This is a genomic window from Brevibacterium sp. W7.2 (assembly GCF_018137945.1).
Lineage (GTDB): Bacteria > Actinomycetota > Actinomycetes > Actinomycetales > Brevibacteriaceae > Brevibacterium > Brevibacterium sanguinis.
The window spans coordinates 1,908,791-1,925,670 of the sequence record NZ_CP073089.1 but is presented as its reverse complement, the minus strand read 5'-3'; the positions used below and the strand labels follow the sequence as shown (position 1 = coordinate 1,925,670).

The 16,880-nt window shown below is 69.1% G+C and carries 19 protein-coding genes; 7 read left to right on the top strand and 12 right to left on the bottom strand.

Annotated elements, in window-relative coordinates:
* Position 1: 1 nt before the first annotated feature.
* Together J9315_RS08585 and dop are read right to left on the bottom strand one after the other, a co-directional pair.
* A complete protein-coding gene (locus J9315_RS08585) occupies positions 2-193 on the bottom strand; it encodes a ubiquitin-like protein Pup (protein ID WP_095375555.1) in 192 nt (63 codons plus the stop codon).
* The gene (gene dop, locus J9315_RS08580; protein WP_198498784.1) at positions 193-1,731 is read right to left on the bottom strand and encodes a depupylase/deamidase Dop; all 1,539 of its coding nucleotides are present in this window, start codon (positions 1,729-1,731) and stop codon (positions 193-195) included. Before dop ends, J9315_RS08585 begins: the two co-directional genes overlap by 1 nt.
* Before the next feature lie 32 nt (positions 1,732-1,763).
* Here dop and J9315_RS08575 point away from each other — a divergent pair, with 32 nt between their 5' ends.
* Positions 1,764-2,159, top strand: a complete 396-nt coding sequence (locus J9315_RS08575) for a DUF3054 domain-containing protein (RefSeq protein ID WP_198498785.1) — start codon at positions 1,764-1,766, stop codon at positions 2,157-2,159.
* Between the two features lie 40 nt (positions 2,160-2,199).
* Here the strand turns inward: J9315_RS08575 and arc are convergent, their stop codons facing one another.
* Genes arc through J9315_RS08560 form a run of 3 tightly spaced genes read right to left on the bottom strand, consistent with a single transcriptional unit; the run spans position 2,200 to position 6,174 of the window.
* A complete protein-coding gene (gene arc / locus J9315_RS08570) occupies positions 2,200-3,846 on the bottom strand; it encodes a proteasome ATPase (protein ID WP_198498786.1) in 1,647 nt (548 codons plus the stop codon).
* Positions 3,843-4,967 (bottom strand): tRNA (adenine-N1)-methyltransferase, encoded by a 1,125-nt coding sequence (locus tag J9315_RS08565; protein ID WP_232623599.1) that lies wholly within the window; start codon positions 4,965-4,967, stop codon positions 3,843-3,845. The genes arc and J9315_RS08565 overlap by 4 nt, the downstream gene beginning before the upstream one ends.
* Positions 4,968-5,013: 46 nt before the next feature.
* A complete protein-coding gene (locus J9315_RS08560; protein WP_198498787.1) occupies positions 5,014-6,174 on the bottom strand; it encodes a site-2 protease family protein in 1,161 nt (386 codons plus the stop codon).
* Positions 6,175-6,327: 153 nt separating this feature from the next.
* Between J9315_RS08560 and J9315_RS08555 the strand changes: the two genes are divergently transcribed.
* On the top strand, positions 6,328-7,137 hold the full coding sequence (locus J9315_RS08555; protein ID WP_198498788.1) for a PD-(D/E)XK nuclease family protein: 810 nt from the start codon (positions 6,328-6,330) through the stop codon (positions 7,135-7,137).
* On the opposite strand, the gene J9315_RS08550 is transcribed toward J9315_RS08555, so the two are convergent.
* Positions 7,115-7,774: an HAD family phosphatase gene (locus tag J9315_RS08550; RefSeq protein WP_198498789.1), complete on the bottom strand. Its 660-nt coding sequence runs from the start codon at positions 7,772-7,774 to the stop codon at positions 7,115-7,117. The two genes, J9315_RS08555 and J9315_RS08550, sit on opposite strands and share 23 nt — an antisense overlap.
* Positions 7,775-7,796: 22 nt before the next feature.
* Between J9315_RS08550 and J9315_RS08545 the strand changes: the two genes are divergently transcribed.
* Positions 7,797-8,627, top strand: coding sequence for a PAC2 family protein (locus tag J9315_RS08545; RefSeq protein WP_198498790.1), 831 nt, complete (start codon positions 7,797-7,799; stop codon positions 8,625-8,627).
* A gap of 1 nt (position 8,628) precedes the next feature.
* Here the strand turns inward: J9315_RS08545 and mshC are convergent, their stop codons facing one another.
* From mshC to J9315_RS08530, 3 genes are read right to left on the bottom strand one after another with little or no spacing between them, the layout of a single operon-like run.
* On the bottom strand, positions 8,629-9,888 hold the full coding sequence (gene mshC / locus J9315_RS08540) for a cysteine--1-D-myo-inosityl 2-amino-2-deoxy-alpha-D-glucopyranoside ligase (RefSeq protein ID WP_198498791.1): 1,260 nt from the start codon (positions 9,886-9,888) through the stop codon (positions 8,629-8,631).
* Between the two features lie 40 nt (positions 9,889-9,928).
* Positions 9,929-10,762 carry an SCO1664 family protein gene (locus J9315_RS08535; protein WP_232623600.1) on the bottom strand — a complete coding sequence of 278 codons (834 nt, stop codon included), beginning with the start codon at positions 10,760-10,762 and terminating at the stop codon, positions 9,929-9,931.
* Entirely contained in the window at positions 10,749-11,312 is a 564-nt protein-coding gene (locus tag J9315_RS08530) for a DUF3090 domain-containing protein (RefSeq protein ID WP_137824063.1), read from the bottom strand. Before J9315_RS08530 ends, J9315_RS08535 begins: the two co-directional genes overlap by 14 nt.
* 95 nt (positions 11,313-11,407) lie before the next feature.
* Between J9315_RS08530 and J9315_RS08525 the strand changes: the two genes are divergently transcribed.
* Positions 11,408-11,716, top strand: a complete 309-nt coding sequence (locus J9315_RS08525) for a hypothetical protein (protein WP_198498792.1) — start codon at positions 11,408-11,410, stop codon at positions 11,714-11,716.
* Between the two features lie 54 nt (positions 11,717-11,770).
* Here the strand turns inward: J9315_RS08525 and J9315_RS08520 are convergent, their stop codons facing one another.
* Positions 11,771-12,670, bottom strand: a complete 900-nt coding sequence (locus J9315_RS08520; protein ID WP_198498793.1) for an aldo/keto reductase — start codon at positions 12,668-12,670, stop codon at positions 11,771-11,773.
* Positions 12,671-12,742: 72 nt separating this feature from the next.
* On the opposite strand from J9315_RS08520, the gene J9315_RS08515 reads away from it, so the two are divergent.
* Positions 12,743-13,576, top strand: coding sequence for an undecaprenyl-diphosphate phosphatase (locus J9315_RS08515; protein WP_198498794.1), 834 nt, complete (start codon positions 12,743-12,745; stop codon positions 13,574-13,576).
* Between the two features lie 2 nt (positions 13,577-13,578).
* Here J9315_RS08515 and J9315_RS08510 read toward each other — a convergent pair whose 3' ends face one another.
* Positions 13,579-14,310 carry a histidine phosphatase family protein gene (locus J9315_RS08510; RefSeq protein ID WP_198498795.1) on the bottom strand — a complete coding sequence of 244 codons (732 nt, stop codon included), beginning with the start codon at positions 14,308-14,310 and terminating at the stop codon, positions 13,579-13,581.
* A gap of 54 nt (positions 14,311-14,364) precedes the next feature.
* On the opposite strand from J9315_RS08510, the gene J9315_RS08505 reads away from it, so the two are divergent.
* A complete protein-coding gene (locus J9315_RS08505) occupies positions 14,365-14,568 on the top strand; it encodes a DUF5703 family protein (protein ID WP_232623601.1) in 204 nt (67 codons plus the stop codon).
* An 8-nt stretch (positions 14,569-14,576) separates the two neighbouring features.
* Entirely contained in the window at positions 14,577-15,554 is a 978-nt protein-coding gene (locus tag J9315_RS08500) for a DMT family transporter (protein WP_232623602.1), read from the top strand.
* Here the strand turns inward: J9315_RS08500 and J9315_RS08495 are convergent.
* Positions 15,508-16,815, bottom strand: a complete 1,308-nt coding sequence (locus tag J9315_RS08495) for a M20/M25/M40 family metallo-hydrolase (RefSeq protein WP_211979219.1) — start codon at positions 16,813-16,815, stop codon at positions 15,508-15,510. The genes J9315_RS08500 and J9315_RS08495 overlap by 47 nt on opposite strands.
* Positions 16,816-16,880 lie beyond the last annotated feature (65 nt).

Genomic DNA, 16,880 nt, shown 5'->3' with positions numbered 1-16,880 from the left:
CTCATTGGCCGCCCTTCTGCACGAAGTTGCGGACGAACTCTTCGGCGTTGGACTCGAGCACGCTGTCGATCTCGTCGAGGATCGAATCGACGTTCTCGGTGTTGATCTGGGCGGACACCGCCTGCGGCGGATCGACCGGCGGCTCGTCCCCACCGGCGGAGTGGTCCTTGTTGATCTGTTCGTTCGAGCTCATCACAGCCTTCTCTCTTGCGTCTTGGCGCTCAGTCTAGTCACTCCCAGGGCCGTGAGCAGGCCGTCGACGTCGTCGACGCCGGACAGCCGCTCGGCGAGCAGGGCGCGGGTTCCCTTGCGGGGTTCGCTCATCGGCAGGCGCACCAGCCCGGCGGCCCCGGCGTCGAAGACGAGGGAGTCCCAGCTGGCGGCGACGAGGGCGTCGGAGAACCGCGTCACCGCGAGTCCCCTGAGGTAGGCCCGGGTGCCCTCCGGCGGGGTGGTGACGGCGGCCTCGACCTCCTCCGGCGTCGTCAGACGGGTGATCCGCCCGGCCCTCTCGAGCTTGTGGAAGAGGCCCTTCTCGGGGCGCACATCGTGGTACTGGACGTCGATGAGGGCGAGCTTGGGATGATCCCAGGACAGTCCCTCCCGCTGCCGGTAGCCGTCGAGGAGCACCCATTTGGCGACCCAGTCGATCGAATCGGCGAGCGTGGTGGGATCGGTCGCGAGACCGTCGAGGAAGCGACGCCATTCGGCGAGCACCTCCTGCGTCTCCGGGTCATCGCCCGCGTGCTCCCGGCACGCGGTCCAGTAGAGGTCCTGGATCTCCAGGGCGGTCAGGTGAGACCCGTCGGCCAGCGGCAGGCGGGTGCTCAGCTGGAGATCATGGGAGACGTCCCAGAGCGCCTGGAGCGGGTCGGCGAGCTCGATCCGGGGGGCCAGACCCGCCTCGATGAGGCCGAGGACGAGGGCGGTCGAGCCGAACCGGACGAGGGTCGCGGGTTCGGCGAGGGTGGCGTCGCCGATGATGACGTGGAGTCGGCGGTACCGGTCGGGATCGGCATGCGGTTCGTCACGGGTGTTGACGATGGGGCGGCGCAGGGTCGTCTCGAGTCCGACCTGGGCTTCGAAGAAGTCCGCCCGCGAGGAGATCTGGAAGCCGGGGGTCTCCGCTTCGCGGCCGATCCCGACCCGACCGGAGCCGCAGAGGATCTGCCGGGTGACGAAGAACGGGATGAGCCCGGCGACGAGGTCGTCGAAGTCGACGGTGCGGTCGACGAGGTAGTTCTCATGGGTGCCGTAGGAGGCGCCCTTCGAATCGGTGTTGTTCTTGTAGAGGTTGACCGGCGCGTCGGTGGCGGCCAGCCGACGGACGGAGGCCAGGGCGACGAGATCCCCGGCCCGGTCGTAGGCGACGAGGTCACGCGGGGTGAGCACCTCGGGAGAGGAGTACTCGGGGTGGGCGTGGTCGACGTAGTAGCGGGCGCCGTTCTCCGTGACGACGTTGGCGAGGTACTCGGCTTCGACCGCCTCGGCGGGCAGGTGCGTGAGCTGGGAGGCGTCGGCGTCGGCGACGTTCATGAGGAACCCGCGGGCATCGGCGAGCGGGGACTCGGTCTCGAAGTCCCAGAAGCTCTGGGACGACTTGAGACCGCGCGGTCCCGCATATGCGTCGACGACGCGCGCGGAGTCGCGCATCGGGTTCGCCCCGGGGTTGCCCGGCTGGCTCAGCCCGAACTCGGTCTCGGCTCCCATCACCCGGTGCACCGTGATCATGACCTGCTCCCTCCACCGTTAGACTCGCACTCGTGGCTGCGAAGAAATCTCATCTCCCGATCGCCCTAGTCGTCGACCTCGTGCTCGTGATCCTCTTCACGATCATCGGGCATTACACCCACTCTAACGACCTCGACCCGCAGGGCATCGTCACGACCGCCTGGCCGTTCGTCGCCGCCCTCGTCGTCGCGTGGGTGCTCGCCGCGGTGTGGGACCGACCGCTGTCCCCGCTCGCCTCGGGCACGGGGATCTGGGCGATCACCGTGCTGCTCGGCCTCGTCATCCGCGGCCTCACCGGCGCCGGCGGGGATCCCGGGCAGGTTCCCGTGAGCTTCATGATCGTCGCCACGACGCTCAACTTCATCACCCTCGTCGGCTGGCGGGTCATCGCCACCGCCGTCTCCGGCGGCGGCAAGCGCCGCCGCTGAGCCGCAGACCACGACCCACAAGCCCGGACCCGGTCCGGCCTCAGAGCAGGTCGGGGTTCGGGGTCGCCTCGGCGATCTCGGACTCGAGCGTCGGGGCTCCGCGGGTCGTGTCGAGGTGCATCATCCGCAGATGGGTGACCCGCTCGCCCTTGCGCCCGGAGATCCGCGCCCACTCGTCGGGGTTCGTCGTGTTCGGCAGGTCCTCGTGCTCGCTGAACTCCTCGGCGATCGCCTCGGCGAAGTGCTCGGGATGCAGACCCCGCTGCCCGGTCTCGAGCAGTGACTTGATCGCCCCTTTCTTCGCCCGGTCGACGATGTTGTGGATCATCGCGCCCGAGGCGAAGTCGGAGAAGTGGAGGACCTCGCGGGAGCCGTCGGCGTAGGTGGCCTCGACGAACTCGTTCTCCGGCACGCTCGCGTACATCCGCTCGACGCAGTAGTCGATGAGGGCGCTGACCGTGGCTTCGGCTCCGCCGTGTTCGGCCACGAGGCTCTCCCGCAGCGGCAGCGCCGGGGTGAGGTACTTGCCGAAGATGTCGCGCGCGGCCTCGGCGTCGGGCCGTTCGATGCGGATCTTCACGTCGAGGCGACCGGGCCGCAGGATCGCGGGGTCGATGAGGTCCTCGCGGTTCGAGGCGCCGATGACGATGACGTTGTCGAGCTGCTCGACGCCGTCGATCTCCGTGAGCAGCTGCGGAACGATCGTCGTCTCGACGTCGGAGGACTTGCCGGTGCCGCGGGTGCGGAACAGCGATTCCATCTCGTCGAAGAAGACGACGACGGGGAACCCGGCCGAGGCCTTCTCACGGGCTCGGGCGAAGATCAGCCGGAGCTGCCGCTCCGTCTCCCCGACGTACTTGTCGAGGAGTTCGGGGCCCTTGATGTTGAGGAAGTAGGTCTTCCGCGCCCGTTCCGAGCTGCGTTCGGCGAGCGAGTTCGCGACCGCCTTGGCGATGAGCGTCTTGCCGCAGCCGGGCGGACCGTAGAGGAGGATGCCCTTGGGCGGTTTGAGCCCGTGCTCGGTGTAGAGCTGCGGGTGCTCGAAGGGCAGTTCGACGGCGTCCTGGATCTGCCCGATCTGATCGGCGAGACCGCCGATGTCCGAGTACGTGATGTCGGGGACCTCTTCGAGCAGGAGCGAGGACACCTCCGGCTTCTCGACGACCTCGAGGGCGAAGTGGGTGCGGGTGTCGACGACGACGGCATCGCCGAGGCGGACGCCTGAGTCGAGGACCTCCTGCGTGAGGACGTAGACCTGCTCGTCGTCGCCGGGAGCGCCGACGAGGATGCGGGTGTCGTCGATGAACTCGCGGACGGTGACGACGCTGCCGACCGAGCCGAAGTCGCCGGTGCCGATGATGACGAGGCCCTCGGACAGGAGCACCTCGGTGCCGGGACGCAGCGACTTCGCCTCGACCTCGGGACCGACCGCCACCCGCATCCGCCGTCCGCCGACGATGACATCGGCGAACAGGCCCGCGTCGTCGACGGCGATGAGGGTCCCCCAGCTGTTCGGGGGCTCGGTCAGCCGCCTGGCCTCCTCCTTGATCCGCCCGAGCTCCTCCCGGGCGGTGCGCAGCGTCTTCGACAGCGCCTCGTTCCGCTTGCCGGCGGTGAACAGCTGCTGACGCAGGGAGGCGGTGTCCTCCCGCAGCTTCTTCACCTCGCTCGTCGGTGTCTCTGTCATCGGCTGTCCTCCTTCTGCTCTGGGTCCGTGGCCGCTGCGGCCGGCTGGTCTGCGGCAGGCTGTGCCGGGTCGGTCTGGTCTCCGGCAGGCGGCGCCGGGTCAGGCTGGTCTGCGGCTGGCTGTGCCGGATTGGTGCCGGGAGTCTCGAGTCGTCTGCCGGCCTCGCGCATCACCCGACGCAGCTTCTTGCCGGTCGCCACCCGGGTGCCGATCGCCGTCTCCGTCACCTCTCCTCCGGTCCACGCCTCGACGTCGGCGGTCGAGGCCGGCGCACCCTGGGGGCGTTTCTTCTTCTCCAGGGGCACCTCCCCCGGTGCCATTCTGCGGGCGATGACGAGGAAGCCGGTGTGGGCGATCATCCTGTGGTCGGGACGGACGGCGAGTCCGTCGACGTGCCAGCCGCGGACCATCGACTCCATCGCGCTAGGTTCGCTGAAGCACCCGGTCTCCCGGACCGCCTCGACGAAGCGCGAGAGCTGCGGGACGGTCGCGACGTAGGCGATGACGACGCCCCCGGGAGCCAGCGCCTCCGTGACGGCGGCGAGCACGTTCCACGGGGTGAGCATGTCGAGGACGACGCGGTCGACCGTGCCGGGGGCGAACTCCGCGGGCAGGGTCTCGGCGAGGTCGCCGACCGTGACCGCCCAGTTGTCGGGGGCGCCGTCGAAGAAGTCGGCGATGTTGCCCGCGGCGATGTGGGCGAACTCCTCGCGCAGCTCGAAGGAGTGGAGGCGGCCCTGGGGCCCGACGGCGCGCAGCAGGGCGATCGACAGGGCGCCCGACCCGACGCCCGCCTCGACGACGGTGGCTCCGGGGAACACGTCGCCGAGGGTGACGATGAGACCCGAGTCCTTCGGGTAGACGACGGCGGCCCCGCGCGGCATCGAGAGCACGAAGTCCTCGTAGAGGGGGCGGAAGACCTGGAAGTCCACACCCCCGGAGTTCGTCACGACGATGCCCTCGGGACGGCCGATGATGTCGTCGTGGCTGATGAGTCCCTTGTGGGTGTGGAACACCTCTCCGGAGGCGAGCACGATCGTGTGCATCCGGCCCTTGGGATCGGTGAGTTGGATCTTCTCCCCCGCGCGCAGTGCGGTGTCGGGTCGGTGAGGCTGAGTCATGATGCTTCTACTCTACGCTGGTGAGGTGTGCCTTACGCACACCGGTTCAGGCCGCGAGAAGCTCGTCGAAGAACTCCTGCAGATCGATGACGCCGACGAGCGTGTTGCCGTCCATGACCAGGCAGAACTGCGCCTTGGGGCGGTGGGTGAGCGACTCGAGCAGATGCGGTGCCGTGATGTCCTTGGGCACCCCGATCCAGCCGGCAAGGGGCCTGGCCACTTCGCCGACGGGGATGTGGGTCATCGATTCGGCAAGGCGACCGGCCGCGGCGTGGCGGTCGACGAGACCGTAGGGCAGCCCCTTCTGGTCGAGGACGACGATGAGCGTGCGCTCCTTGGCATGGCCGAGCGTGTTCGCATAGTCGAGGGTGTCGGCGAGATCGGCGTCCCAGGTCGCGGCGATCGCCGGCTGGATGACCTGCCGCAGATCGTAGGTCTCCATCTTCCGGGCCCGCTTCGCATGGGTCGCGGCATCCCCGGCGGAGAACCACAGCATGATGGCGATGAGCGACATCCAGGCGACGTTGAGCGGATCGGGCCGCTGACCGGCGAGCAGCGGGGTGATGACCGACCAGCCGATGAAGCCGATCGCGATGATCCGCCCCACCCAGCTCGCGACGATCGTGCCGAGGTACTGGGACCCGGTGATCCGCCACATCAGCGCCTGCAGCGCCCACCCGCCGTCGAGCGGGATGCCCGGGAGCAGGTTGATCGCGCCGAGGGCGACGTTGGCGAAGGTGATCGCGACGAGGAGCAGCCACGGCACCGAGTACGGGGTGACCGCGCTCAGGCACCACCACCCGAGGAGGGCGAGGACGATGTTGACGATGGGCCCGACGATGGAGATGACGAAGCTCGTCATCGCCGCCTTGTCGCGCGGGTTGTCGACCTGCGGTTCGAAGCGGGTGAAGCCGCCCCAGATGTTGAGCTCGATCGCCGCGACCTTCTGCCCGTAGAACTGGCCGGCGACGCCGTGGGCGAGTTCGTGGAGGAACACCGAGGCGAAGAGGAGGACGGCGTAGGCGAACGCCACCGCCCACGACCACAGCCCGAGGTCGGGGCGCACCGTGTGCACCCACGGGGCGAAGAGGATCGTGATGACGATCGCGGCGAGGAACCACGACCACGCGAGGATGACGGGGGCGCCGAGAACGGTCCCCAGGCGCACGCCGGATGAGGCGCCGGTCTGGTGGTTCTTCGCGGCCATGAAAAGGACATCCTCTTGCACGTTGGGGTCGGGATTCTCAGCCTAACAGCGGCAGAGGCCTTCACCATGTCAGACGCGTCGTGTCCGCTCAACTCGACGGGGCCTGCCGCGTCGTGCCCGGCCCGTGTCAGGACCCCTCGTTAGAGTGGGTGCATGGCCGAGCTCACCAGTCTCTCTCCGTCCCGTGCGAACGACTTCGTGCAATGCCCCTTGAAGTTCCGCTTCCGCAGCATTGACAGGCTTCCGGAACCCCCTTCACAGGCGGCATTCAAGGGCACGCTCGTCCACTCCGTGCTCGAGCAGCTCTTCACGCTGCCGGCGGCCGAGCGCACCGAGGACGCCGCCCAGGCGATGCTCTCCCCGAGCTGGGACGCCCTGGTGGAGAAGGACCCGACCGTGCTCGAGATCTTCGCCGATGATCAGGAGAAGGAGACATTCTTCACATCCGCCCACAACCTCGTGCGCGCGTACTTCACCCTCGAGTACCCCGAGCATCTCGAACCGGAGACGACGGAGAAGTACGTGACGACGACGCTGGACAACGGGCTCGAGCTGCGCGGGTTCATCGACCGGGTCGACGTCGCCCCGGGCGGGGAGAAGCGCCTCGTCGACTACAAGACCGGCAAGCAGCCGAAACCCCAGTACGGGCGGGAGGCGAAGTTCCAGATGGGGTTCTACGCGCTCGTCGAGTACCGGCTCACCGGAGAGCTCGTCCACACGCTCCAGCTCATGTACCTCGGCTCGCGGAGCATCCTCAAATCCCATCCGACTCCGGCCGATCTCGAGGCCAGCGAATTCGAGATCGCCGCGATCTGGAACGACATCGTCGCAGCCGCCGAAGCCGATCGCTGGCGTCCCCGGAAGTCCCCGCTGTGCAACTGGTGCTCGTTCAAGCCCCTGTGCCCGGCCTGGGGCAACGCCGCTCCCCCGACCCCGGAGATCACGCGGATAGTCGGGACGTGAGCGCGCGCAGATCGTCGACGTCGTGTCCGGCGAGGCTCGTCCACAGGGTCGTGCCGGGGGCGGGGTCGAGGTCGACGAGGTGCGGGATGCCGATCGCGATCGTGCCCGCCGCCTCGGCGCTGGCCAGTCCGGGCCGGGAGTCCTCGAGGGCGATGCACCTGCCGGGATCGAGACCGAGCAGCGCGGCTCCCGCGAGGTAGGGCTCCGGATCGGGTTTGCCGGCGCTGACCTCGTCACCGGAGATGAGCCCGACGAAGCTGTCGGGCGGGCACGCGGCGATGACCGCCTCGGCGAGGCTGCGGTAGGACATCGTCACCATCACACACGGAATCCCCTCCTCCCGCAGCGCGCTCAGCAGCTCGAGCGCGCCGGGCCGGAAGGGCACGGACTCCGCGATGCGGGCGATGACGGCCGCGAGCAGCGTGTCGACGATGACGGGGGCGGGCAGGTCGAGTCCGGCCTCCCGCATGAGGCTGCCGGAGGTGAGGAGATCGTTGCCGACGAACTCGAGGCCCTGCTCCTCCGACCACGGCAGTCCATGGGCGGCCATGAGCTCGGTCTCGGCCTCGATCCAGTACGGTTCGGTGTCGACCAGGGTTCCGTCCATGTCCCAGAGGACCGCGCCAGGATTCGTCATGGTTCCAGCGTAATGTGGTCGCATGACATTTCTCCCATCAGGTCACGGTGCGCTCGTCTTCATCGCCTTCGAGGGGCAGGACGCCGATGCTTCGGAGGCGGCGAGCTCGCTGGTCAAGGACATCATCGACACGTGGGGGCTCGACGACAGCGAGATCCTCGACACCGACGGCTTCTACGAGTTCCGCTTCTCCGAACCGGAGATCGAACGCGATGAGACGGGACGCGCGAGCATCGCGTGGCCCGGCGTCGAGGTCCACCGCGGCACCCATGAGGGACGTGCCGTCACCGTCATCCACGGGCACGAGCCCGGACTCAAATGGCGGGAGTTCCTCTCCCTCATCCTCGCCGAGGTGGGTGAGGACGATTCCGTCGTCCTCCTCGGCGGCCTCCACGCCGAGGTGCCCCACACCCGGCCGCTGCCGGTCGTCGCGAACACCGAGGACCCCGACCTCGCCGCGCAGCTGGGCATCGAGATCAACAGCTACGAAGGGCCCATCGGCATCCTCGGACTCCTCGGGGTCGCGTGCTCGTGGCGGCAGCTCACCGCGATCAACCTCTGGGTGGGCGTGCCCGACTACCTCGGGGACTCGCCGTCGCCGAAGGCCGAACTCGCACTCGTCCGGGCCGTCGAGAAGACCACGGGGATCGAGATCGACATTCCCATCCTCGAGGAGGAGAGCCGAGCCTGGGAGCTCGGCGCCGATGAGGTCGTGTCGGGCAATCCGCAGCTGGCCGAGCTGCTCGGGCGCCTCGAGCAGCGCATCGACGCGACCGAGCTGCCCGAGGCCAGCGGCGAGGCGATCGCCGCGGAATTCGAACGCTACCTGCGCGGACGCGGCCGCGAGCGCTGAGTCAGTCGCGCAGCCGGATGCCGAGCAGGGCGTCGACGGCGTCGGCGACCCGCTCCCCGGTCACGGCGCCGGGCTCCCCGGCCGGTGTGTCGGCGTAGTGCTCGGCCCATTCGTCGAGGATCCCCAGGGCCCGGGGGCTGTCGAGGTCGTCGGCGAGGGCTTCGCGCAGGAGGCCGATGATGTGGGTGCGCAGCCCCTCCCGGCACTCCGATTCGCACGTCGCCGCGTGCTTCCATGCGGCGAGGCGCTCGGCCGCGGAGTCGAGGAGGTCGCGGGTGAAGTTCCAGTCGCTGCGGTAGTGGTTCGACAGGAGCACGGTGCGGATGACCATAGGGTCGACGCCCTCGGCGAGCAGCTGCGAGACGAGGACGAGGTTGCCCTTCGACTTGCTCATCTTCTCGCCCTCGAAGCCGACCATGCCCGTGTGCATGAACGTCCGCGCCAGCGGCGTGCGCTGCCACGCCGCGGCGTGGGCGGCGCCCATCTCGTGGTGCGGGAAGATGAGGTCGCTGCCGCCGCCCTGGACGTCGACGGGCAGGCCGAGACAGTCGTCGGCGATGACCGTGCACTCGATGTGCCAGCCCGGGCGTCCGGGACCGAGCGCCCCGCCGTCCCAGGAGGGTTCGCCGTCGCGGGCCGCGCGCCACAGCAGCGGGTCGAGCGGATTCTCCTTGCCGGGGGTCTCCGGGTCGCCGCCGCGCTCGGCGGACAGGCGCAGCATCGTCGCCCGATCGTCGTGGCTGACGCTGCCGAACGGCGGCTGAATCGGGGTGTCCACCCGGTAGTAGACGTCACCGTTGTCCAGGGTGTACGCGGCCCCCTCGGCGAGGAGGGCGCTGACGGCGGCGGCGATCCGCGGAATCGATTCGACGACGCCGACGTAGTCCTGGGGCGGGATGACGCGCAGCGCCTCCATGTCGTCGCGGAAGAGCTGGATCTGCGACTCGGCGAGTTCGCGCCAGTCCACGCCCGTGGCCGCGGCGCGTTCGAGCAGCGGGTCGTCGACATCGGTCGTGTTCTGGACGTAGACGACGTCGAGGCCGGCATCGCGCCACACCCGGCCCAGCAGGTCGAAGGCGACATAGGTCGCGGCATGGCCGAGGTGGGTCGCATCGTAGGGGGTGATCCCGCAGACGTAGAGGGCTGCTCTGCCGTCGCGTCCGCTCAGTCGCCTCGGGCTGCGCGCCCCGGTGTCGAAGACGGTGGGGACTGTGCCGGTGGTGGACAGCTGGGGCAGCTCAGGTGCGGACCATGATTTCACGCAGACCAGCCTAACCGAGACCGGCGGTCGCGAGCACGTCCTAGATCGGCGGCCAGGGAATCGCCGTCCTGTCCTCGGGCGGAGGGGGGAAGATCCCGGTGTCGGCCAGGGTCTGCGCCCGCTGCGCGAGCGCTGTGATCTCCGTCTCCCGCAGGCACTCGGTGAGCGCGTCGACGAGCACCGCGGGCATGGCCGCGACCTCGTCGAGGGCCGCGCGCTCGGTGTCATCGAACGCGGAGTCGGCGAATCCCCAGAGCACCGTGCGCAGCTTCTCCTCCGGGTGGAAGCTCAATCCGTTGTCGATGCCGAACGTCCCGAACCCCCCGGTCACCCCGGGCAGCACGCTGCCAGTGATGATGTGCCCGGCCTTGCGGTCGGCGTTGCCGGCGAGCAGATCGAAGAAGGCGACCCGGCGCAGCTCCTCGCCGAGGCTGTGGGAGAGGACGAGGTCCCGTCCGTCCTCGGTGCGCAGGGCGAACATCGGGGCGAACGCCTCGGGGATCCCGTCGATCTCGGTGAGCGCGACGTCGGCGTCGTCGCCGGCGTCCTCGACGTAGGCCTGGAGGGAGCCGGGACCGTGCGGCAGATCGGTGCGGAGCACGGTGGGCGGGACGACCCGCAGGCCGAGGTGGGCGCTGAGCCGGTACGCGGCGACTTCGCGCAGCCCCAAGGTGCCGTCGGGGAAGTCGTGGAGGGGTCTCTCGCCGGCGATCGGCTTGTAGACGGCCTTGAGCACGCGGTCGGCGTGGTCGACGACGACGAGCGAGGTCGAGTTGCTCGCCCGCGGGATGTCTCCCATGAGCGTGGGCTCCCCGCCGGTCAGCGCGGATTCGACGAGGCGGTCGACCGCCGCCGGGCCGTCAGGCTCGTGCAACACCGTTGGCGCGCGGGCAGAGGTGGCCTTCGGGTTCGAGCGGCAGCGAGCAGAACGGGCAGTCCCCGCGCCCGGCGGAGACGACCTGCTCGGCGCGGCGCGCGAACTCGCGGGCACCGGCCGCATCGAGGACGGTGCGCAGCACATCGCGCTCGACCTCGTCGTCATCGGGGTCGGCCGAGGTGCCGGCCTGCGCGTCCTCCTCGGTGAGTTCGAAGCACTCGACGACGAGTTCGTGGGCGACGGTGTCCCACCCCAGGCTCATCGTCCCGACCCGGAACTCGGGGTCGATGGGGACGTTGAGCCCGGCATTGTCGATGCGGTCGTCGATCGCCGTCTGCGGCACGCGGGCGGCGGGGTCCTTGATCATCACCATGTCGAGGAGCTCGGTGATGCGGTCGGCGAGGATCTCGACCTGCTCCTTCTCGACGATCACCGTCGTCAGGGCGTCGCCGGACTTCGCTTGGAGGAGGAAGGTCCGCTCCCCCGGCAGGCCGATCGTGCCGACGACGAAGCGGTCGGGTGTGGGGTGATCGTAGAGTGAGGCCATGTGGCCCAGCCTAATCCACTGCCGCCCGGCCGTCGGAACCCCGGCCATCTGCGCCGACCCTAGGCGTGACCGTCGTGCTGGGATACATTTGACTCATGAGCACAGATCCTCGTGAGGCCCTGGACGCATTCCTCGAAGCGGTGAGGGAGCACTTCGCCGCATCCGCACATCGCAATGGAGACCAAGACCCCCGAGTCGAAGCCGCGTACATGGCTTTGGCCGACGCCTTCGAGATCTACGAAGACGCCATCTACACCGCGTATGACGAAGTCACCCCGTTCGAGCTCTTCGACGACGTCGAGGATGCGAAGGCCGACGACGAAGACGAGGACTACGACGAGTTCGGCGTCGCCGATGACGACGATGACGAGGACGAGGACGACATCGACGACGCCCGGCGCTGACGCCTCACGAGGGCTGACCCTCACGAGGACCGGTGCCTGCCGGGAGCCGAGATTTCAGGAGATCTGCTCGAGCACCTCGGCGATCTCCGGTTCGAGGGTGACGTCGCTGCTCATGATCTGACCCAGCTGCTCCGGGGTGCGCGCGGAGACGAGGGTGGAGGCGATGCCGCGTTCGCGGTTGAAGGCCAGGGCGATGTCCGTCGTGCTCACCCCGAGGGCCGCCGCGGCCCGGCGCACGCCCGCGAGCACCCGCGACGCCCTGTCGTCGAGGTAGGGCGAGACGTAGTCGGAGAGCTCCCCCGCCAGCCGGGAGTCCTGGGGAGTGCCGCGCTGGTACTTGTCCGCAAGCACCCCGCGGCCCAACCCGGCACCGGCGATGAGGCCGATGCCCGCATAGTCGCAGGCCGGTCCGAGCTCGGCATCGGCGTCGCGGTTGAGCAGGGAGTATTCGCTGATCGCGCACGCGATCGGAATGCCGGCCCCGCGCATCTCGGCGAGCTGCCATCCCGTGTGGTGGGAGACGCCGACGTAGCGGACGGTGCCGAGCGTGAGCAGGGTGTCGATCGCCGAGGCGGTCTCGGACCTGTCGACCTCGGCGTCGAAGACGTCGAGGACGAGGACGTCGAGGTGCTCGCGGCCGATCGCGCGCAGCAGCTCGGCGACCTGGTCGAGGATGCGGGCGCGCCCGAGCCCGAGCTCGATGTGGGAGGACTCACTCAGCGACACCCCGACCCTGCCCATCACACTCACCGCGTCCGGCAGGTCGACCTGTCCGAGGACTTCGGCCGCATGGAGGCCTGAGCTGGGAAGTTCGAGGAGATTGCCGCCCGCCTCGGCGTAGGCGTCGACGAGCCTCTGCGCGTCCCGCCCGTCGACCCGATGCCCCCACTCGAAGGTGCCCAGACCCACATCGCTGACGTCAAGACCGGTCGTTCCCAGGCGGTTGGAGTTCATGATTCTTGAGGTTACCCGATTCGCCGACTACCGTGGTCACGTTCCCGCCAACCCTCTTCTCCTAGGAGACGCATGTACGAATGGCTCGTGGCCGCCGTGCTCGGAATCGTCCAGGCACTCACGGAATTCCTGCCGATCTCATCGTCGGCGCACGTGCGCATCGTCGGCGAATGGCTCCTGCCGGGTCGGGATCCGGGGGCGTTCTTCACCGCGATCATCCAGATCGGCACCGAGCTCGCCGTCGTCGTCTACTTCTGGCGCGACATCGTCTCCATCATCTCGAAGTGGTGCCTGGCGCTCGTCGGCAGGCATGACCGCAAGGACCCCGAGGTGCGCCTGGGCTGGCTCATCATCGTCGGGTCGATCCCCATCGTCATCCTCGGACTCCTCTTCCAGGACTACATCGAGACGACCTTCCGCAGTCTGTGGATCACCGCGACGATGCTCATCGTCTTCGGCCTCATCATCGGCCTCGCGGACTGGGTGGGGAAGAAGCAGTACACGATCGAGGACATGACCTGGGGACAGGGCATCGTCTACGGCTTCGCGCAGGCTCTCGCCCTCATCCCCGGCGTCTCCCGCTCGGGAGGCACGATCATGGCCGGCCGGTTCATGGGCTTCGACCGTCCCGCCGCTGCGCGCTACTCGTTCCTGCTGGCGATCCCCGCCGTGCTCGGGTCGGGCTTCTACGGCATCGTCAAGAGCCTCGGCGACACCGAGATGGTGCTCGGCTGGGGTCCGACGATCCTCGCCACCGTCATCGCGTTCTGCCTCGGCCTCGCCGTCATCCACTGGTTCCTGCGCTACATCCAGACGAAGTCGTTCGCGATCTTCGTGTGGTACCGCGTCGCGCTCGGCATCCTCCTCTTCATCCTCCTCGGCACCGGCGTCCTCGCCGCAGGCTGAGGTCACTCGGGGTCGCTGAGACCGCCGCCGCCGGGCACACCGGCCTCCGCAAGCCCGGCGGCGGTCACCGACATCGCCGTGAGCACCGGGAACGGCCCGGAGTAGTCGATGATCGTGAACGAGCCGGGGGCGACCGCGAGCCGCTGGAAGTCATCGAGCGGCATACCGAGCGCCTCGGCGATGATCGCCTTGATGATGTCGCCGTGGGAGACGATCATCCCCCACGCGGGCTTCGGCTTCTCCCCCGCTGCCGACGATTCGCTCGGCGGCTCGGGTCGCTGCGCCGCTTCCTGCTCCAGCCTCTCGAGCTCCCGGAGTTCGCCGACGAGGAACCGCACCCCGGACACGGCCCGGTCGGCCGCCTCGGCGATGGCCTCGCCGGCGGGGAACCGCATCGCCGAGGCGCGCCGGCTCACCGTCTCCCAGTCGGGTGTCGTGACGAGGTCGGCGAGGCTGCGCCCGGTCCAGTCCCCGTAGTCGAGTTCGACGAACTCCTCGCCGATGCGGGTCTCGGTCACCTCGATGTGCGTCTGTGCGATCTCGGCGGTCTGCACGCACCGCAGCAGCGGTGAGTGGATGAGGCGGGCGAAGGAGGTGTGCGGAAGCATCCGCAGCGTCGCCTCCAGTGCCCGGGTCCCGTCCTCGGTCAGCGACACGCCGGGGGTGCGTCCGGCGAGGATCCCTGCCGTGTTCGCGCTCGAGAGTCCGTGTCTGAGGAGGACGATGACGGGCATACGATCCAGATTAGCCCACATCGTCTACAGTGGCCCTATGAAGGAGGTGGGCGCATGAAACGCCAGCGACCGAGGATGACCTACGAGTTCCGGAAGGTCTCGTTCTCCAAGGACGTCCCGCGCTCCGTCAGTCTCCAGGAGCTCAACGACCAGGCCGAATACGGTCAGTGGGAGCTCGCACGGACCCGGATCTCCGCCGGGGGCACCCGCACCGTCTGGCTGCGCCGCAAGATCATGCCGCTGCCGACCGCCGGCTGATCGCGGGGTTGGCAACGCACTCGGGCTTCCTCTCCCTCCTCCTCGCCGGCTCCGCGACGATCCTCGCGGGGGCGGCGATGTCGCTGCAGGGACGCGCCAACGGTCTGCTCGGGGCGGTGCTCGGAGGCGCCGTCTTCGCCGCGCTCATCTCCTTCGCCACGGGTCTCCTCGTCGTCGGCGCAGTCCTCGTCGCGAGCGCGTCGTCGCGGGCCGCGGCCCGTGAACTCGTCGTCTGGGTGCGCTCGGGCCGGCTGCCGTGGTGGATGCTCCTCGGCGGGCTCAACGGCGCGTTCGTCGTCGTCGCCCAGGCGGTGACGGTCCCGCTCATGGGCGTCGCGATGTTCACGATGGCCTTCGTCGCCGGTCAGGTCGCCGGCGGCATCATCGTCGACGGCACGGCGCTGCCGCCCGGCGGCCGTCAGCGGCTGACGGTGCTGCGCATCCTCGGGGTCCTCATCGTCCTCGGGGCCCTCGTCGTCGGCGCCGCCGAGCGGCTCGACCTCGGGGTGCCGTGGTGGGCACCGGTGCTGCCGTTCATCGCCGGCGGTCTCGTCAGTGTCCAGCAGGCCTTCAACGGCCGCGTCCGGGCGGCATCCGGATCGGCCGTCGTCGCGACGACGGCGAACTTCGCGACCGGGTTCGTCGCCCTCCTCGCGGCCACCGCCGTCGTCATGGCCGGCGGTGCGCGGTGGCAGGGGTTCCCCACGGCGCCGGAGGAGTGGTGGCTGCTGCTCGGCGGAGCCTTCGGGGTGATCTTCATCGGGATCACCGCGCTCACGGTCGGTCGCCTCGGCGTGCTCCTCCTCAGCCTCTTCTCGCTGTTCGGGAACCTCCTCGGCGCGCTCCTCCTCGACTACCTGCTGCCGCTGCCGGGATCACTGGTGAGCGTGACGACGGTGCTCAGCGCCGCGCTCGTCCTCGTCGGGATCGCGGTGACGATCACGCCCGCATCAGGAAGTCGCCGAGGACGCGGGTCCCGAACCTGAGCGCGTCGACGGGCACGCGCTCGTCGACGCCGTGGAACATCGCCGGGAAGTCGAGGTCCCCGGTGAGCCGGAGAGGTGCGAACCCGTAGCCGGCGATCCCGAGCTCCGACAGCGACTTGTTGTCGGTGCCGCCCGAGAGCGTGTACGGCAGCACCCTGGCGTCCGGGTCGGCGGCGAGCAGGCTCGCGTTCATCTGGGCCACCAGCGGGGTCTGATAGTCGGCTTCGAGGGCAGGGCCCTGTTCGCTGACCTCGATGTCGATGCCCGGTCCGGCGAGTTCCTTGATCGTGAGCATGACGTCCTCGTGCTGGCCGGGAAGCGTACGGCAGTCGACGTATCCGGTCGCCGTGCCGGGGATGACGTTGTGCTTGTAGCCGGCCTCGAGGAACGTCGGGTTCGACGTGTTCTGCAGGGTCGGGGCGACGAACTTCGCGACGGAGCCGAGCTCGGTGAGCAGTTCGCCGATCGTTTCCGAGGTGAAGGCGATCCCGGTGATCTCCGAGACCCCTTCGAGCAGCTGTCGTGTCGCCGGGGGGATGTCCTGCGGCCATTCGTGCTCGCCGATCCGGGTGATCGCCGCGGCGAGCCGGGTGACGGGGTTGTCGTCGTTGCGCTGGGAACCGTGGCCGGCGGAGCCGTGGGCGATGAGGTTGAGCCATGCCAGCCCCTTCTCCGCTGTCTGGATGAGGTAGACCCGCTGTCCGCGGATGTCGACGGAGTAGCCGCCGACCTCGGAGATCGCCTCGGTGGCGCCGGCGAAGAACTCGGGGTGGTTGCGCACGACGTAGCGGGCCCCGTATTCGCCTCCGGCCTCCTCGTCGGCGAAGAAGGCGACGATGAGGTCGCGGCGGGGCTGGAGGCCCTGGCGGACCATGTCGCGGATCGCCGCGATGATCATCGCGTCCATGTCCTTCATGTCCACGGCCCCGCGTCCCCACAGCAGACCGTCCTTGATGACACCGGCGAAGGGGTCGACGCTCCAGTCCTCGGCGGCGGCCGGGACGACGTCGGTGTGGCCGTGGACGACGAGGGCCGGAGCCGTCGCATCGACGCCGGCGATCCGGGTGACCAGCGACGCCCGGCCGGGAGCGGATTCGACGATCGTCGACGCCAGCCCCACCTCGGCGAACCAGCTCTCGATGAGCTCAGCGGCCGGGCGTTCCGGGTTCGCCTTGTTCATCCCCCAGTTCTGGGTGTCGATGCGGATGAGCTGCTGGCACAGGGATGTGACCTCGTCCTCGGCGGCACTGAAATCAAACATGGAGACTCCCCTTCGACACGACGGTGCTGAACAGGATCAACGTTAACGCACGGGCGCGACGGGGA